Origin of the sequence: Pseudoalteromonas sp. CO348 (assembly GCF_004208845.1) — a bacterium.
GTDB lineage: Bacteria > Pseudomonadota > Gammaproteobacteria > Enterobacterales > Alteromonadaceae > Pseudoalteromonas > Pseudoalteromonas maricaloris.
In genome coordinates this window covers 86,384-103,544 of sequence record NZ_SGPI01000032.1, presented here as the reverse complement: position 1 = coordinate 103,544, position 17,161 = coordinate 86,384, and the positions used below count along the sequence as shown (strand labels likewise).

The following is a 17,161-nucleotide window of genomic DNA, read 5'->3' as shown; positions in this document are numbered from 1 at the left end:
ATGGTCGACTTTTTACAAAAACTAGGCCACAAAACCCTCAGCCGTTTTGCTGCACTTGGCCGTGCCACAACAATGCTTTTTGGTGCGCTATGTAGCTTACCTAATTTCCGAAAAGGCACGCCGCTGTTGATTAAGCAACTTTACATGGTTGGCCATCAATCATTGTTGATTATCATGGTGTCTGGTTTATTTATCGGCATGGTATTGGCATTACAAGGCTATACCGTGTTAGTTGGGTATGGCGCTGAAGATAGCCTTGGACCTTTGGTTGCTTTGAGTTTACTTAGAGAGCTGGGCCCTGTGGTAACCGCACTCTTATTTGCAGGACGTGCAGGCAGTGCGTTAACTGCCGAAATCGGTTTGATGAAGGCTACGGAACAATTATCTAGTTTAGAAATGATGGCGATAGATCCGCTTAAACGCGTGGTTGCTCCTCGTTTCTGGGCCGGTTTTATTAGTATGCCGTTACTCGCATTGATATTCTCTGCAATCGCTATTTTAGGCGCACACTTGGTGGGGGTTGATTGGTTAGGCGTAGATTCAGGTAGCTTCTGGTCAATTATGCAATCGCAAGTGTCGTTTCAACAAGACATCTTAAATGGTCTTATTAAGAGTTTCGTATTTGCACTATTAGTAACTTGGATCGCGCTATACAAAGGCTATGACTGTATTCCCACTTCTGAAGGAATAAGTAAAGCGACGACAGAGACGGTAGTACATTCTTCACTGGCTGTACTTGGCTTTGACTTTGTATTAACAGCGGTTATGTTCTCAAGTTAAAAGGTTTTAAAAAATGAATACACGGAAAATAGAAATTTTAGTTGGGTTGTTCGTGGCATTGGGCATTGCTGCATTTGTTATGTTGGCGCTAAAGGTAGCTAACTCAGGCTTAAGCGGCAATGGTGAAACTTACACTTTGCATGCTAAGTTCGAAAATATAGGTTCGTTGAAAACCCGCGCCCCAATTAAGGTGGGTGGGGTTGTGATTGGTCGTGTTGATGGAATTCACATCCATCCACAAGAGTTCGTGCCGGTAGTTTCAATGAGTTTAGATAAAAACTACGAGTGTCAGTTTTCCGATACGTCGTCGGTTTCGATTTTGACTTCGGGCATTTTGGGAGAGCAATACTTAGGTATTTCTCCCGTTATTGCTGCTGAATCTGCGAAGCAAAAATGTCTTGGTCAGGAGGTAACGAGTGAAGATAGCGTTGATCTTGAGTCTCTTTTTGGTGTGGAAACAAAAGCGCTAAAAGACGGTGATATGATCACAGATACAAAATCGGCACTGGTATTAGAAGAGCTAATTGGTCAGTTCCTATTTAATCAAGGGAGCGAGTAAATATGTTAAAAAACATCTATGCAAAATGTCTGACTTTGCTTGTAGCATTGATGGCTACCGCATTGGTTCAGGCGAAAGAAGTGGACTCAAGCGATCCTTATAAAATGGTGGAGCAAGTTGCGGCGCAAACTTTTCAGCGTGTTACGAAAGAGCAAAACATCATTGAAAAAGACAAAGAACACTTACGCGTTATCGTAGAAGAAGAGCTCTTGCCGTACATTGATTACAAATATGCTGCGTATCGTGTATTAGGTTCTTATATTCAAAAGGTTCGCAACATTGAAAGTAAAGAGGAGAAAGCTGCTGCTGTCGAGCATATTAGAGAGTTTATTGAAGTATTCAAAAATTACCTGGTAGCGACTTATGCTGGTGTATTTACTCAATATAAAGACCAAAAGGTAGAGTTTGGTGAGCATCGCCCATTTGAGAATGAAGGTGTGGTGGTTGTTAAGACCAAAATTGTAGAGCCTGGTAAGCCTGATATCAAAATTGATTTCAAAGTTAGACGCGGTCAAGACGGTGACTGGCGTGCTTTTGACATGATGGCGGAAGGCATTAGTTTACTCGATGCCAAACAATCGGAGCTACATGGTATTTTACGCCAGCAGGGTATTGAGCATGTGATCCAACTGTTAGATAAGAAGAGCAAGCTTCCGGTGCAATTTAGAGGAGATGATGGTGACGCCTAGTATTTCATTCACCGAAAGTAAAGGTGAAATCGTGTTAACTGGTGAACTTACGAGAGCGAGTTTACCAAGCGCACTGAAACAGTCGACCATCGTTCAAGTGTTGAAAAATGCACAATCAACCGTCTATTTTAACCTTTCTGAGGTGACAAGGGTTGACACCGCGGGCTTAGCTTGGTTAATTCACTCTTTAGGTCAATTGAAACAGCGCGACATTCGTCTCGAGCTGAAAAATACGCCTGAACAACTGCAAAATTTAATGGAGTTGGGGCAGGTGACAACCCTATTTGAGTGAGTCTAATGGAAACAAATCAAGTCGAAACTTTATTGAGAGATGCACTATCGCTTGACGAGATCATCGTTAAAGCTAATGGTAGTCACTACGAAGTCATTGCTGTTGGAACGTGTTTTGACGGATTAAGAAGGCTGAAAAGAGAACAGCTGATCTACGGCCCACTGATGGATACTATTAAAGACGGCACCATCCATGCTGTTAGTATTCGTGCATTCACACCTGATGAATGGCAAAAAGAGCGCAAATTTATTCTTCCACAATAACGGAGTGCCGCAATGGATCAGTTTGTTATCCAAGGTGGCACCACTTTAGCCGGTGAAGTCACTATTTCAGGGGCTAAAAACGCAGCCCTACCTATTTTATTCGCTGCTCTGCTTGGCGATGGTAAAAGTCGTTTTTCTAATGTACCGCACTTACGCGATATAGGTACCACTGAAGCCTTATTAAAAACACTGGGCGCTGAAGTTGAGTGGGACGGCGATATCTTAGAAATCAACGGAGCAACGGTAAATAGCGTGCTTGCACCTTATGAACTCGTTAAGCAAATGCGTGCGTCGGTACTGGCGTTAGGCCCATTAGTCGCAAGGTTTGGTCAAGCGCAAGTATCCCTACCGGGAGGCTGTGCTATTGGTGCTCGTCCAGTCGATCTGCATATTTCAGGCCTTGAGAAAATGGGCGCCAAGATCAAAGTTGAAAATGGTTATATCCATGCGGTAACCGAAGGTCGTCTTCGGGGCGCCGAGATCTTTATGGAAACCGTCAGCGTTGGTGCTACTGAAAACTTACTGATGGCTGCAACCCTCGCCGATGGTAAAACTGTGATAGATAATGCTGCGCGAGAGCCAGAGATTATTAACTTAGCTGAATGCTTAGTTGCCATGGGTGCCAAGATCAGCGGTGCAGGTTCGAGCCGAATTGAGATAGAAGGCGTTGAGCGTCTTAATGGTTGTGAGCATAAAATCCTTCCTGATCGCATCGAAACAGGGACCTTTTTGGTTGCTGCGGCAATGGCAAAAGGCGAAGTGCTGTGTAAAAACACGGATTATCATAGCCTTGAACCTGTGCTTGAAAAGCTACGCGCCGCCAATGCGATTGTGGAGGTAAGTGAAGACAGTATTTATGTGGATATGCGTCAACGCGCTTTGAAAGCCGTTAATATCAAAACTATGCCACATCCTGGTTTTCCAACAGACATGCAAGCTCAGTTTACCGCATTAAATGTGGTGGCTGAAGGGAGCGCGACAATCACAGAGACTATCTTTGAAAACCGTTTTATGCACGTACCAGAGCTACAGCGTATGGGCGCGAATATTCGTTTAGAAGGCAACACTGCAATCTGTGGTGAGACTGAGTCGTTATCTGGTGCGCAGGTAATGGCAACCGATTTACGCGCTTCAGCGAGTCTTATCCTAACGGGTATTGTGGCAACAGGCGAAACCATAGTCGATCGCATCTATCACGTTGATAGGGGCTATCAGAAGATAGAAGATAAGCTAAGTCGGTTAGGTGCAAATATAAAACGCCGTAAAACCTGAGCTTAATTAAGCGAATTGGTAAAAAACAAAAAAGCGTCCCTCTGGACGCTTTTTGCTTTGCTTAATACAGTCCTGTTTCGAGTTCAGCGACTTCCACAGTAATGGTGAGGCGCTGACCACCTCTGAGTACTTCAAACTCGAGTTTAGTACCAGGCGCAGTGTTGCCAATCGTCTTCAATGTCCTTTGCGGATTAGTCACAGGCTCTCCACCTACTTTAACCACAATATCATGCTCTTTCATGCCAGCTTGCCATGCGGGACCTAGCGGGTCTAATTCGCTCACAGCAAGGCCGACAATTGGTGTGTAGAGATCCGTTACGCTTTTACCTGTATTGTCAACTGGCGTGCCTCTAAAGCCGAGGTAGCCTCGGATCACTCTGCCATCCATAATGAGTTTATGCATGACGTCCATTGCAAGATCATAAGGGATCGCAAAAGAGATACCTTGGATATCAATATTCAAACGCGTGCGAAATTGTGCAGAGGTAATGCCAACTAGCGCGCCATTAGAATTGACAACGGCACCACCTGAATTACCAACATTAATCGCGGCATCCATTTGCAGCAAATTATTGAACTGGCTTTCTGTGAGAGTCTGTTTGCCTGTAGCACTGATAATGCCTTGCGTAATGGTTTGTCCAATGTTCAATGGGTTACCAATTGCGAGCACCACATCCCCAACACGTGGTGAGTAGTCATGATCGATAGGAATGACAGGCAAATTCTCAGCTGGAATTTTTAATAAAGCTAAGTCCGTAATCGTGTCAAAGCCTATCAGTTGCGTATCGCTATACTGGCGGCCATCAGGAAGAAGCACAATGATTTGGTCGGCATTGTTCACCACATGATAGTTTGTCAGTATGTAGCCATCTCGGCTCATGATTACGCCAGAGCCAAGTTCTCTAACCGTGCTTTGGCGCTGATATCTTGGCTGATTGCTAAAGCCCTCGGAAAAAATCGTCACGACCGCTGGAGCTGTTTTTTCTACAGCATCAGCAAAACTCATATGATGGGCCTGAATATGTGGGGCCTCAAGTTTTGGCAAGTTATCCCTTAGCTCAGGATTAAACCAAATGATGATAAAAGCGATCCCTAGTCCGGCAAGCAGCGGTGGAAAAATGAATTTAATTAATTTGAACACAAGAGCTTATATTTATCGTTATCTAATACTGCTAATAATGACACAAAAAAAAACACAGCGACAAGTTTCGCTGTGTTTCATTTTTAATATTTGTCTATTTCGTTACTGAATGAGGTAGAAAACCGTCTCGCGATCGCGTTTAATCCCAAGTACGATATTACCTTTAATACCATTAATTAGTTTAGACATATCTTTAACACTAGTGACACGTTGGCGATTCACTTGCATGATCACATCGCCTTCTTCAAGGCCAACGCGTGCAGCTGGTGAGCGAGGTTCTACTGAGGTAATGACGACACCTTCATTACCATTGCGCTCGCCACTCTCTAGTACCGCGCCTCGTAGGTTTGGATGTACATCCTCTGCATTCGCCTGTTCTTCTTGCTTACCACCAAGCTCTACGTCGATAAATTTGGTTTTGCCATCACGGTAAACACCAAGTCGTACCTCACGACCTTCACCCATCGTAGCCACTTTACCGTGGAGTTCATTAAAGCTTTCAATGTCGTCGCCGTTGAGGCTGACAATGACATCATTGGCTTTCAGACCCGCTTTGTCCGCTGCAGAATCTTCCACTACGCGCATGACATAAGCACCGCGCTTAACATCAAAGCCTTGTGCTTTAGCAAGACCAGCATCTAAGGTACGACCCAATATACCCAATGAACCGCGACGAACTTCTCCGTACTCAACAATTTGATCCACTAGGTTTTTCATCATGTTTGATGGAATAGCAAAGCCGATCCCGACATTACCGCCAGACGCGCCTAAAATAGCAGTGTTGATACCAATGAGTTCGCCGTTTAAGTTAACTAGCGCACCACCTGAGTTACCTTGGTTGATTGCCGCATCTGTTTGGATGAAGTCTTCATAGCCTTCGATATTTAAGCCGCTACGGCCTAGTGCACTGATTATTCCTGAGGTGACGGTATGACTTAATCCAAATGGGTTACCAATAGCAACGGAAAAATCACCCACTCTCAACTTGTCTGAATTAGCGAGTTTTATTTCTGTTAGGTCTTCGCCGTCGATTTGTAGCAATGCGATATCAGATTCGGCGTCGCTACCGATTAATTTGGCCTCAAATTCTCTGCCATCCTTTAAAGTGACAAGCATTTCGTCTGCATCATCAATAACGTGATTGTTTGTAACGACATAGCCTTTATCTGCATCGATGATGACACCTGAGCCGAGGCCACTAAAAGGGCGCTTTTGGCTACGAGGCTGCGGTTGTCCAAAGAAAAAGTCGAAAGGGTCGACACGGCGACGCACTTCTTTAGCACCTTTTACTTGGATACTAACAACGCCCGGGGCGACCTTTTCGAGCATAGGTGCTAGCGTTGGTAGTTGTTGGCCGTCTACGGCAACAGGAAGTTTGGCCATGCTTTGCTGCGGTAACAGCAATAAGCTAGAAGAAAGTAAAGCGGCCGATAACAAAGATAGTTTAAATTTCATAGTCGTGAAGTACTCCGCTATTAGCGTTAATATAAGTCATAAGGGGCTGATAATTAGCCCCTTATGAGTAATCAATAACTTCTTTTAAAGACTATGGGGTCAACAAAAAGTTTCATCAAGAGGCTTTAATTTGCTCACTTTCTTTTTTTTGACCAGAAAATAACCCAGTTTCACCTTCGGCATAGTCACTCGGTGGTGCCTCAAAACTTGGATCTTGCTTACGTCTTCTCTCTGGGCGCGCTTGAAGAGAAGCTTGTAGTTGTTCTGTGGTTTCTTTCGAGAAAAAAGGATCCGCAGGATGAGATGGGCGATCCTGTGTCAGTAGTTGGTTGGTTTCTTCCACATGGGTAAGCAGTTGTTGATAACTATCCTGCATTTTATTTACTAGCTTTTTGGTGCTAGCGAGGTGATCTGATACGTCTTGACGATATTGCTCAAGGTCGTGTTTAGCTTGTTGTGCTTGCACTTCCAGCTCGTCGTGTTTGAACTGCTTTTTCGTTACAAAGCCACCTAAAAAGAATGCAGCAATGGCAACAATGATCAGTAATCCAAGCCAAGTAACGGTAGTCATAGGTTTCTCCCTGTGTGCCTCAACGGCAAATAAAATTAAAACTCTGTTAGAGTTAAATATACGCTGTGAATACAGTCGTGTTAATATAACCTACAAACAAATCGTAAAAAAATATTTAAGTCGATGACGCCTTGGGAAAAATATCAGCAAGATCTACAACGTGATGATTTTCAATATGACAGCGCACAAGAAAATGCCGTAAAGCATTTACAGCGACTGTATGACGACCTTATCAATCAGCCCCCGGTCAAACAAAACTTCTTCTCGCGCTTGTTTGGTAAAGCTGAGCCGCCAAAAGTGAAAGGGTTGTACTTTTGGGGTGGAGTAGGGCGTGGTAAAACTTATCTGGTTGATACCTTTTACGATGCCTTGCCGACGGAGCGTAAAATGCGAGTGCATTTTCACCGCTTTATGCATCGTGTTCACGCAGAGCTGAAAAAGCTTAATGAAGTGAAAAACCCTCTGGAAAGCATCGCTGATACCTTCAAATCTGAAACTGACATTATCTGCTTCGATGAATTTTTCGTGCAAGACATCACCGATGCCATGTTACTGGGTGGATTAATGCAGGCGCTGTTTGCGCGCGGTATCGTGTTAGTGGCCACATCGAATATTGTGCCTGATGATTTGTATAAAAATGGCTTGCAGCGTGCGCGATTCTTACCAGCCATTGAGTTGGTAAAAGCCAATACTGAGGTAGTCAATGTGGACTCGGGTATTGACTATCGCTTGCGCACGTTGGAGCAAGCGGAAATTTTTCACAGCCCACTTGATAAACAAGCGGATGAAAACTTATTCGACTACTTTAACAAACTCTCTCCGGAGCCAGGTAAAGCCGGACAGGCGATTGAGATTGAAGGTCGGATGATCCAAACTCGGATGGTGTCTGATTGTATTGTTATGTTTGATTTCCCTGCGCTATGTGAAACCGCTCGTTCGCAAGTGGATTACATGGAGATCAGTCGCTTATATAACACCGTGATTCTATCTAATGTGAAGCAAATGGGTCAGCAAAACGATGACGCGGCAAGGCGCTTTATTGCGCTCGTCGATGAGTTTTATGAGCGCAATGTGACGCTTATCATCTCGGCTGCAGCGCCTATTACTGAACTTTATACCGAAGGTACATTGAGTTTTGAGTTCAAACGCTGCATTAGCCGCTTGCAAGAAATGCAATCCCATGAATATTTAGCAAGAGAGCATTTAGCCTAACGGCAATTACTTTTTTGTTAAGAGGACTTGTTCGGTGTGGGTGTTTGTTAATATCCTATTTGAACGAGTCCTTGTCACGCACACGTCGTCATTTCGTTGGATTTTTTGCCTTTTCTATTTTTTTCGAAATTCTTCAGATTTTCTTGTAGAAAAAAGCACCAAGCGCTGGTTTTCACCCAGAAGGCTTGCTATAATCCGCGGCCTGCCACGTTGCGTTCTATTGCCCTCGTCGGCTTAGCCACTGACTTGAGCGGCATAAAAGTCTTAAACTCGAAGGGGTTAAAGCAAATACAAGTAGAGCGGTAGTCCAAGGACTGCCTGTGGTTTTAAAATTGAAAACTTTGGATTTTTATAATGAAAACGTTTGTTGCTAAACCAGAAACTGTAAAACGTGACTGGTACGTAGTTGACGCTGAAGGTAAAACTTTAGGTCGCATCGCTACTGAAATCGCTCGTCGCCTTCGCGGTAAGCACAAAGCTGAGTATACTCCACACGTTGACACTGGTGATTACATCATCGTAATCAACGCTGAGAAAGTTACTGTAACTGGTAACAAAACTCAGGACAAAATGTACTATGCTCACTCTGGTTACCCAGGTGGCCTTAAGTCTATCAACTTTGAGAAACTTCAAGCTAAAAAGCCTGAAATGATCATCGAGAAAGCGGTTAAAGGCATGTTACCTCGCGGTCCTCTAGGTCGTGAAATGTTCCGTAAACTTAAAGTTTACGCTGGTAACGAGCACAACCACGCTGCACAGCAGCCTCAGGTTCTAGACATTTAAGGAGCACTATCATGGCAAATCAATACTACGGTACAGGTCGTCGTAAAAGTTCAAGTGCTCGCGTATTCCTACGCCCAGGCACTGGCAACATCGTAATCAATAAGCGCTCTTTAGAAGAGTTCTTCGGTCGTGAAACTTCTCGCATGGTTGTTCGTCAGCCTCTAGAGCTAGTTGAAATGACAGAAAAGTTTGACCTATACATCACTGTTGCAGGTGGTGGTACAACTGGTCAAGCGGGTGCTATCCGTCACGGTATCACACGTGCACTAATGGAGTTTGACGAGTCTCTACGTCCAGCTCTACGTAAAGCTGGCTTTGTTACTCGCGATGCTCGTAAAGTTGAGCGTAAGAAAGTTGGTCTTAAGAAAGCACGTAAGAAGACACAGTTCTCTAAGCGTTAATTTATTACGTTTCAAGAATTCAAAAACCCAGCTTATGCTGGGTTTTTTGTTTTTAGCATCTCCTATGCACATCCATCTCTCGAGTTAACGAGGCATCTCGTTCGTTTTATCCTGCTTATTTGCTCAAAAATATCGCGTCGAGTTAAAAAAGTTCAATAAATATAATAATTAGTGCAATTCGAGCGGTAACTTGGCGGTTTTTTTTGCTACAATTGGCGAAGCAAGTAGAAAGACCTGAGATCCAGTCACGCGATTTGGTGCGTATCCTTAGTCGGGGGGTTGATCTTAGTCAGTATATTGTTGTGTCAGATGCGATATCATAAATACTCGGTTTCATGCTCGAAGTAATCATAGATGATTTTCTGCGGGTTTATTCGGGCATGGATCTGGAATAACCTTGTTTTAATCAAGGTATTTATTTATGATCGCGTCTATTTTGTAATTTCTTAAATTAACCTGCTGTAACTGATGTTCTCAATATAGCAAGTGTTGGGAATCAAGTGGAGATAAGTGGATGAGCAATGCGCCTGTAGACAACAGCCGACGTCGCTTTTTAACTATCGCTACCTCTGTTGTAGGTGGCGTTGGTGCGGTTGGAGCTGCTGTTCCTTTTATTGCGTCCTGGAATCCAAGTGAGCGAGCTAAATCTGCAGGTGCGCCTGTAGAAGTAGATATCAGCAAGCTTGAGTCTGGACAACTTATTCGTGTTGAGTGGCGAGGCAAACCAGTTTGGATTGTTAATCGTACACCAAAAATGCTAGAACAAATGAAGCAACACGAAGACAAACTTCGTGATCCTAACTCTGAAGAGCCACAGCAGTTGGCATCAGCGCAGAACGGTTACCGTTCTAAGCGACCTGAGCTTTTCGTCGCGGTTGGGATTTGTACTCACTTAGGGTGTTCACCATCTTTCCTTAACGGAAGCTTTGGTGAAAAAGTAGAAGGCACTGATAGTGGTTTCTTCTGTCCTTGTCACGGTTCGAAGTTTGATATGGCGGGGCGCGTATTCCAAAACGTACCTGCACCTCTAAACTTAGAGATCCCTCCGTATACCTTTATTGACGACACTACCATTTTGGTAGGTGAAGAAGAAGGGGTTGCATAATGTCTGTTAATGTAGATAAAGCAGCAAATACGGGCGTTGTGGGTAAAGTTGTTGATTGGATTGATGCTCGTATTCCGATGACTCGCGTCTGGAATATGCACATTGCTCAATACCCAGCGCCAAAAAACTTTAACTTCTGGTATTTGTTTGGTTCACTCGCCATTCTAGTACTGGTAAACCAGATTGTAACGGGTATCTGGCTAACCATGAACTTTGTGCCTTCTGCTGAAGGTGCATTTGCATCAGTAGAATACATCATGCGTGATGTTGAATATGGTTGGTTATTGCGATACCTACACTCTACCGGCGCATCCGCATTCTTTATCGTGGTCTATCTTCACATGTTCCGCGGTATGATCTACGGTTCTTATCAAAAGCCACGTGAATTACTGTGGTTGTTCGGTATGTTTATCTTCCTAGCACTAATGGCTGAAGCTTTCATGGGCTACTTATTACCATGGGGTCAGATGTCTTTCTGGGGTGCTCAGGTAATCATTTCATTATTCGGTGCAATCCCTGTAATTGGTGATGACTTAACGCTTTGGATCCGTGGTGACTACGTTATTTCTGGTGCGACGCTCAACCGCTTCTTTGCACTACACGTTATTGCACTACCATTAGTACTGGTTATCTTAGTATTCCTTCACATTGTTGCACTGCACGAAGTAGGCTCGAACAACCCTGACGGTGTTGAGATCAAGCGCAAGAAAGGCTCTGTAGCTGAGGAAGACAAACCTAAGTTTAAATTCCATGAATACTACACTGATAAAAAAGATATTGTGGATGCAATTCCATTCCACCCTTACTACACAGTAAAAGATGTCTTAGGTGTTGCTGGCTTCTTAATTTTCTTCTGTGCCATTGTGTTCTTTGCACCGGAAATGAATGGTTTCTTCCTTGAAGCACCAAACTTTGAAGCGGCAAACCCGCTTAAAACACCTGAGCACATTTTCCCAGTTTGGTACTTTACGCCATTCTATGCGATCCTTCGTGCTATCCCTGATAAGTTGATTGGTGTAATTGCAATGGGCGCTTCAATCGTAGCATTGGCACTACTGCCTTGGATTGACCGTGGTTCGGTTCGTTCAATTCGCTACCGTTGTGGTTTCCATAAGTTGAACATTGCTCAGTTTGTTGTCACATTCGTTATCCTTGGCTGGATTGGTGCAACACCGCAAACTGACTTTAAAACGCTATTGTCGCAAATCACGACAGTAACTTATTTTATGTTCTTCGTGTTGCTATTCTTCTACAGTAAAAACGAGAAGACGAAGCCACTACCAACGAGGTTGACGAAATGATGAAAAAGCTAGTAATCGGTTTATTCGCATTGTTGCCAACGTTATCGATGGCAGCGGGCCCATCAGTGCCTTTGATGGAAGCAAACAACGACTTAACTGATAAAGCATCTCTACAGCGCGGCGCTAAGTTATTTATGAACTACTGCCTTGGCTGTCACCAAATGCAATATCAGCGTTATGAGCGTACTTTCCGTGACATCGGTATTCCAACTGAAATTGGTCAAGAAACGCTTATTTTCGATGGTTCAAAAGTAGGTAGCCATATTAAAAATTCTATGGCTAAAGATGATGCAGCAAAATGGTTTGGTGCTGCGCCACCGGACTTAACACTTATCTCTCGTGTTAAGTCTCCGGACTACATCTATACTTACTTGAAGTCATTCTATAAAGATGAGTCTCGCCCATTTGGTGTGAACAACGTTGTTTTCCCATTGGTCGGTATGCCTCACGTACTACAAGAGTTACAAGGCTTGCCAACACCGATCACTGAAGAAGTGGAAGAACACGGTCACACAGTGACTAAAGTTGTCGGCACTGAAACAGATGGTACCGGTGAGATGAGTGTTGATGAATATGACCAAGCAGCACGTGACCTTACAAACTTCTTAGCTTATGTAGGTGAGCCTTCTCGCCTAGAGTCAGAAGCTATTGGTATTAAGGTTATTGGTTTCTTAGTTATCTTCTTCATCCTGGCATTCTTCTTGAAGAAAGAATACTGGAGAGATGTTCATTAATTTGAATATTCAAAGGTAATTTTTGCAATAGGGGCGTTCGCCCCTTTTGCTGTTTAAAGTGATTTAATTACTTTTAGTTTTTTAATGGAGGTAGGCATGGCCGTTGCTGCCAATAAGCGCCCTGTAATGACACTTTTTTCTGGGTCAAACTGTATGTACAGTCACCAGGTACGTATTGTACTTGCTGAGAAAGGTGTAAGTGTTGATATTCATCAGGCTGAAAAGGACAACTTACCAGAAGCTCTACACGAGATTAACCCGTATGGCACTGTTCCTACGCTAATCGATCGTGAGCTTGGCTTGTACCAAGCGAATATCATTATGGAGTATCTAGACGAGCGCTTCCCGCATCCTCCTCTGATGCCTGTATATCCAGTAATGCGTGGTCGTAGTCGTTTAATGATGCATCGTATTGAAACTGACTGGTACTCACTTGCTGAAAAGATCACTGCGGGTGGTGATGAAGCGGCTCAAGCTCGTAAAGAGTTAACTGAAGCGCTGCTAGCTGTAGCACCTATCTTCAATGAAGCACCTTACTTCATGAGTGAAGAGTTCAGCCTAGTTGATTGTTATTTAGCTCCACTACTTTGGCGTTTACCACAGCTTGGTATTGAGCTGAATGGCGCTGGTAGCAAAGAGCTAAAAGAATATATGCTGCGTTTATTTGAGCGTGACTCATTCCAAGCATCGCTAACGGATGCAGAGCGTGAGATCAGATCGTAATGACGTCTAATCGTCCTTACTTACTACGCGCATTTTACGAGTGGATTGTCGATAACGAATGTACACCGCATTTAGTGGTGAACGCAGACTTTCCCTCGGTACAGGTTCCAACACAATTTGTGCAAGAAGGGCAAATTGTGTTGAACGTAAGCCCGTCTGCTGTGACGAATTTCTCAATGGACAATCAAGCACTGAGCTTTAATGCCCGGTTTGGTGGCCAGCCGATGCAGGTATATGTGCCTAATGGTGCGGTATTGGCTATCTATGCAAGAGAAAATGGTGAAGGCACGGTATTTACACCTGAAGAAGAAATCTTTGAAGATGAAGAGTTTGATTTGGTAGAAGAGACGGAAATCTCACAATCGCCAGAGACTAAGCCGGAACCTGAAAAGAAAAAAGGTTCTCACCTTCGAGTGATAAAATAAAAAAACCTGCGGATGCAGGTTTTTTTATGGCTATTGTTTAGATGTACTCAAAGGCTTTAATCACACGTTTTACACCATTAATATTTCTGGCGATTTCTACGGCTGAGTTTGCTTCTTGTTTGGAGACTAAGCCCATTAAGAACACTTCGGCATTCTCGGTAACTACCTTAATATTTGCGCCATTGACTTCGTCGGCCGCCAGCAGTTTGGTTTTAACTTTGGAGGTCAGCCAAGTATCATGTGTTTGCGTCGTGATGCCGATGTTTGAGCTTATTCTCAACTGATTATGTACTTGCTTAATCCCTGCAACGTTCTGTAGCGCACGCTCAGCTTCCGTTTTCATTTCTTGATTAGTGACCTGACCAATCATTAATACTACGCCATTAACACTTACAAGCGTGATATTGGCATGATCAGCAAGGCGCTTAATCTCTTTGATAGCAAGCGTACCTTTGATCTCGATATTGTTATCGTCAATTTGTGCACCGATAGTGCGTCTATCATTTGCTGCAGACACCGCACCGGCTGTACCAGCAACTACCGCAGCAGCACACCCTTGTAGTAACAAGATGGCGGCAAGTAAAGAGGTTATTCTCATCATCATACTTCGTCCTGAGGGAATAAAATTGCGTCGATTAGCTCACTTAAACAGTGAGTATTGAATAGTTGTGACTCGATTATCCGGCTTGGGCGTTTACTTGGGATCCGGATCTCTACATCCTGAGGGCCCAACAGGCCTGTAATTTCACCACCATCATCGCCAACTAGCGCGATGACTTTCATATCTCTAGTAAGAGCCGCTTCCACTGCGCCAATAACCGCCTTTTCTTGCCCGTTTATGGCATACGCCACCAGCAAGTCTCCTTGCTGCGCGAATGCGCGTATTTGCTTGGCAAAGCGCTCTCTGGCTTTGCCATTTTCTGGTGACGCCAAATTATATTGCTCATTCGTTAGTGCAATCGCGGGCAGACATGGGCGTTCGGTTTCGTAAAAGTTGCTTAAGATGGTTGCGAAGTGGTGCGCCAACATATGATTACTTGGCGCGCCGCAGCAGATGATTTTATTGCCATTGATCAGGCTCTGAGCCATAGTCATCGCTGCGGTTTCTAGCGCTTTAGGCAATACTTCGCCCGCGGCTATCTGCGCTTGAATTGACTCTGTAAATATAGACTTTATAGATTCTTGCATGCTAAAAAATATTTCTAATCCAGTTTATTTCAGGGGGATCGGCCCCTTGAATGGCAACAAAGTCGACTCTAAGTTGCGTGTTATGCAAATTTTGCTGTGCTAAATAATTATAAATACTACGCTTTAATCTTTGAAGCTTAGTTTTTGATAGTGCGTTAATTGCGCCACCAAAGTGGCTGCTATCGCGATACTTTACTTCAATAAACACTAAGGTTTGCGACTCTCGCATAATGAGATCTATCTCTCCGTATTTACAGAGATAGTTTCTGGTGACGGGGGTTAATCCTTGTTTTACCAAGAATTGCTCCGCAATCACCTCAAAATGCTCGCCCTTACTCCGTGTGTTGCTAAATAATCCTTTAAACATCCAGATATCCTATCTGATCAAAGAGTCTCCCGCAGGTTTCTCTTGTTGCATAAATAATGGTAGCGGAGGCTGTTCATCTAAGCTCACCAAACGAATTTGTTTATTATGATACTGTGCCCAACTGAGCTTTCGCACAACATCACTGCCACCGCGGATGCTGAGCTGACCGGTTAAGCCATCAAAACTTTTACCCGAGAGCCAAGCCAGTTGGCGCAACTCGGGGACTAAATTCGTGGCGTCATATGCCATTGCAAACAGGCGCTGTTCTAAATCGGCCTGCTCAGGCCATAAAGATTGATAGGCATCTCGAAGCGGTGCTTTTTCAACAGCACCCGGTAGCATCCAAGGCTGCTCGGTAAAATAAAGTCCTTCTAAATCGCCCTTATCAGTAACATCAATTTGTTTACTATAGCTGCGAGAGCTGGCATATAAAGGGATCCTATCGGCAAATGTACTGACATTGACGTCTAAATAAGGTTTGAGCAGTCTAGTTTCCATTGCATCACCTAAAATATAGATGGCATCAATGTCGCGTCTAGAGCGTGTTTCACTTTTGACCTCCTTGCGAAATAGACTTTTGATGACGCTAGTGCGTGCTTTGGATGCATCGACCTCTAAAATATCCGTGATGACATCCGCCATGTTGGTACTATTGGTATAATAACCCACTTCTGGTGCGGTCTCACTGTAGCGTTTCCAACCTTGATCAAAATACTCAATTAAACGCTTACCAGAGGCGTTCGCTGGAGCCAGTAACATGGGTTTTTTATAGCCTTTAGCAAGAAAGTGCTTCATTGCTTGCTCGACTTCATGCTCAGGGTTAAGCGCAAAAAAGTACTGTTCACTGCTGCTAGGCGTAAGGGTTTCGCGAGCATTTAAAAATAAGGTGGGGTAAGCCGCAAAACCTTTATCTGCGAGTAGTTTTTCAACGTTGGATTTTAATAATGGACCAATGACAAAATCGACATTTGCCTCAGCAAGTTGCGTTACGATTTCAGATTCGGATGCCATTTCATCAATGAAGAAGACCTCTTCAATCGCGCCTTCGTCAGTAGCAGCCAAGAAACCATTTTTCAAGGCTGTGCCGAGTCGCTCGCTCGCACCAGATTGTGGTAATAACACTGCAAGTCTTTTAACTTGGTAAGGTTCAAGCGCAACAGCGCCTTGTAAATCTTTAGGCAGCAAAGCAACCGCAGGGTGATTAGTAAAACGACGACGCCAATTATTCATGGCTTGGTCGAGCTGGACGCTAGAACCCAAATAAATTTGTTGATATTTAGCCAGTGTCACCCAACCACGTTGTAAAACTGAGCCAGAATCAAAGCGCTCTAGGGCGTAACTTGATAGCTGCTGTAGCGCGAGCCAAATCTCTTCGTGTAACCCGGCCACCGCTAAGTTATGTTCATTGGCAATATCGGCCGCTTTAAAATACTCAACCAACGCTTTTTTTGGTAGTTGCTGAGAGGCATAAATACTACCCAGTAAATACTCATACCAAGCTTGGTGTTCAGGGGTGTTGAGCCTACCTTCTAGTGTGTTCAGGATGGCTAACGCATTGGCATACTGCGACAATTCTTTGCGAGCAAGTGCGATGTATAATTTGTTTTGAATATGATCAACACTGGCTTTTGCTTCCATCGCTAAACCAATTTGCTCTAACATTTGCCAGTCTTTTTCTAAGATAGCAGCGTCTCTGGCTGCATATAGCAATTGGATTTTGGCAACGCCTTCTTTAGTCTGCGCCTTTGCAAATAACGACGCGGCATTGTCATCCGATTGGCTAACGGCTTTAGTTGTTTTAGTTTCTTGGGCGGATTTGGTGACATTTGTGCTTGTACTACAAGCGGATAACCCCGACAATATGGCAACTAAAAGCGCTATCTTTTTAAACTGCACAGGC

The 17,161-nt window shown here is 44.0% G+C and carries 21 protein-coding genes; 14 read left to right on the top strand and 7 right to left on the bottom strand.

Annotated features, from left to right (window positions below):
• From mlaE to murA, 6 genes are read left to right on the top strand one after another with little or no spacing between them, the layout of a single operon-like run.
• Positions 1-780: a lipid asymmetry maintenance ABC transporter permease subunit MlaE gene (mlaE, locus tag EXT48_RS16440; RefSeq protein ID WP_010376675.1), complete on the top strand. Its 780-nt coding sequence runs from the start codon at positions 1-3 to the stop codon at positions 778-780.
• A gap of 13 nt (positions 781-793) precedes the next feature.
• Positions 794-1,339: an outer membrane lipid asymmetry maintenance protein MlaD gene (gene mlaD, locus EXT48_RS16435; protein ID WP_010376676.1), complete on the top strand. Its 546-nt coding sequence runs from the start codon at positions 794-796 to the stop codon at positions 1,337-1,339.
• A gap of 2 nt (positions 1,340-1,341) precedes the next feature.
• Positions 1,342-2,028 carry a phospholipid-binding protein MlaC gene (locus EXT48_RS16430; protein WP_045987633.1) on the top strand — a complete coding sequence of 229 codons (687 nt, stop codon included), beginning with the start codon at positions 1,342-1,344 and terminating at the stop codon, positions 2,026-2,028.
• Positions 2,015-2,320 (top strand): lipid asymmetry maintenance protein MlaB, encoded by a 306-nt coding sequence (locus EXT48_RS16425; protein WP_039492913.1) that lies wholly within the window; start codon positions 2,015-2,017, stop codon positions 2,318-2,320. Before EXT48_RS16430 ends, EXT48_RS16425 begins: the two co-directional genes overlap by 14 nt.
• Before the next feature lie 5 nt (positions 2,321-2,325).
• Complete coding sequence (locus EXT48_RS16420; protein WP_039492911.1) at positions 2,326-2,583, top strand: BolA family protein; 258 nt, start codon at positions 2,326-2,328, stop codon at positions 2,581-2,583.
• A gap of 12 nt (positions 2,584-2,595) precedes the next feature.
• The gene (gene murA / locus EXT48_RS16415) at positions 2,596-3,855 is read left to right on the top strand and encodes a UDP-N-acetylglucosamine 1-carboxyvinyltransferase (RefSeq protein WP_017219046.1); all 1,260 of its coding nucleotides are present in this window, start codon (positions 2,596-2,598) and stop codon (positions 3,853-3,855) included.
• Between the two features lie 61 nt (positions 3,856-3,916).
• On the opposite strand, the gene EXT48_RS16410 is transcribed toward murA, so the two are convergent.
• From EXT48_RS16410 to EXT48_RS16400, 3 genes are all read right to left on the bottom strand, one after another.
• Entirely contained in the window at positions 3,917-4,996 is a 1,080-nt protein-coding gene (locus EXT48_RS16410; protein WP_039492907.1) for a trypsin-like peptidase domain-containing protein, read from the bottom strand.
• Positions 4,997-5,098: 102 nt separating this feature from the next.
• A complete protein-coding gene (locus EXT48_RS16405) occupies positions 5,099-6,451 on the bottom strand; it encodes a DegQ family serine endoprotease (RefSeq protein ID WP_010376687.1) in 1,353 nt (450 codons plus the stop codon).
• Positions 6,452-6,566: 115 nt separating this feature from the next.
• Entirely contained in the window at positions 6,567-7,022 is a 456-nt protein-coding gene (locus tag EXT48_RS16400) for a YhcB family protein (RefSeq protein WP_010376689.1), read from the bottom strand.
• A 123-nt stretch (positions 7,023-7,145) separates the two neighbouring features.
• Between EXT48_RS16400 and zapE the strand changes: the two genes are divergently transcribed.
• The 8 genes from zapE (at position 7,146) to EXT48_RS16360 (ending at position 13,706) form a co-directional block, all read left to right on the top strand.
• Entirely contained in the window at positions 7,146-8,234 is a 1,089-nt protein-coding gene (gene zapE, locus EXT48_RS16395; protein ID WP_130165057.1) for a cell division protein ZapE, read from the top strand.
• Between the two features lie 354 nt (positions 8,235-8,588).
• Positions 8,589-9,017, top strand: a complete 429-nt coding sequence (rplM, locus tag EXT48_RS16390) for a 50S ribosomal protein L13 (protein ID WP_010376694.1) — start codon at positions 8,589-8,591, stop codon at positions 9,015-9,017.
• An 8-nt stretch (positions 9,018-9,025) separates the two neighbouring features.
• The gene (gene rpsI / locus EXT48_RS16385; RefSeq protein WP_161796706.1) at positions 9,026-9,418 is read left to right on the top strand and encodes a 30S ribosomal protein S9; all 393 of its coding nucleotides are present in this window, start codon (positions 9,026-9,028) and stop codon (positions 9,416-9,418) included.
• Between the two features lie 514 nt (positions 9,419-9,932).
• Positions 9,933-10,523: a ubiquinol-cytochrome c reductase iron-sulfur subunit gene (gene petA / locus EXT48_RS16380; RefSeq protein WP_039492902.1), complete on the top strand. Its 591-nt coding sequence runs from the start codon at positions 9,933-9,935 to the stop codon at positions 10,521-10,523.
• A complete protein-coding gene (locus tag EXT48_RS16375) occupies positions 10,523-11,824 on the top strand; it encodes a cytochrome b N-terminal domain-containing protein (RefSeq protein WP_045987630.1) in 1,302 nt (433 codons plus the stop codon). The genes petA and EXT48_RS16375 overlap by 1 nt, the downstream gene beginning before the upstream one ends.
• Positions 11,821-12,558: a cytochrome c1 gene (locus tag EXT48_RS16370; protein WP_029215832.1), complete on the top strand. Its 738-nt coding sequence runs from the start codon at positions 11,821-11,823 to the stop codon at positions 12,556-12,558. The genes EXT48_RS16375 and EXT48_RS16370 overlap by 4 nt, the downstream gene beginning before the upstream one ends.
• Positions 12,559-12,654: 96 nt before the next feature.
• The gene (gene sspA, locus EXT48_RS16365; RefSeq protein ID WP_017219052.1) at positions 12,655-13,281 is read left to right on the top strand and encodes a stringent starvation protein SspA; all 627 of its coding nucleotides are present in this window, start codon (positions 12,655-12,657) and stop codon (positions 13,279-13,281) included.
• Entirely contained in the window at positions 13,281-13,706 is a 426-nt protein-coding gene (locus EXT48_RS16360; protein ID WP_130165056.1) for a ClpXP protease specificity-enhancing factor, read from the top strand. Before sspA ends, EXT48_RS16360 begins: the two co-directional genes overlap by 1 nt.
• A gap of 37 nt (positions 13,707-13,743) precedes the next feature.
• Here the strand turns inward: EXT48_RS16360 and dolP are convergent, their stop codons facing one another.
• From dolP to EXT48_RS16340, 4 genes are read right to left on the bottom strand one after another with little or no spacing between them, the layout of a single operon-like run.
• A complete protein-coding gene (gene dolP / locus EXT48_RS16355) occupies positions 13,744-14,310 on the bottom strand; it encodes a division/outer membrane stress-associated lipid-binding lipoprotein (protein ID WP_017219053.1) in 567 nt (188 codons plus the stop codon).
• Entirely contained in the window at positions 14,307-14,894 is a 588-nt protein-coding gene (locus tag EXT48_RS16350) for an SIS domain-containing protein (RefSeq protein WP_010376705.1), read from the bottom strand. The genes dolP and EXT48_RS16350 overlap by 4 nt, the downstream gene beginning before the upstream one ends.
• Before the next feature lies 1 nt (position 14,895).
• A complete protein-coding gene (locus EXT48_RS16345) occupies positions 14,896-15,261 on the bottom strand; it encodes a YraN family protein (RefSeq protein ID WP_069020035.1) in 366 nt (121 codons plus the stop codon).
• A gap of 9 nt (positions 15,262-15,270) precedes the next feature.
• Entirely contained in the window at positions 15,271-17,157 is a 1,887-nt protein-coding gene (locus EXT48_RS16340; RefSeq protein ID WP_130165055.1) for a penicillin-binding protein activator, read from the bottom strand.
• Positions 17,158-17,161: the final 4 nt, after the last annotated feature.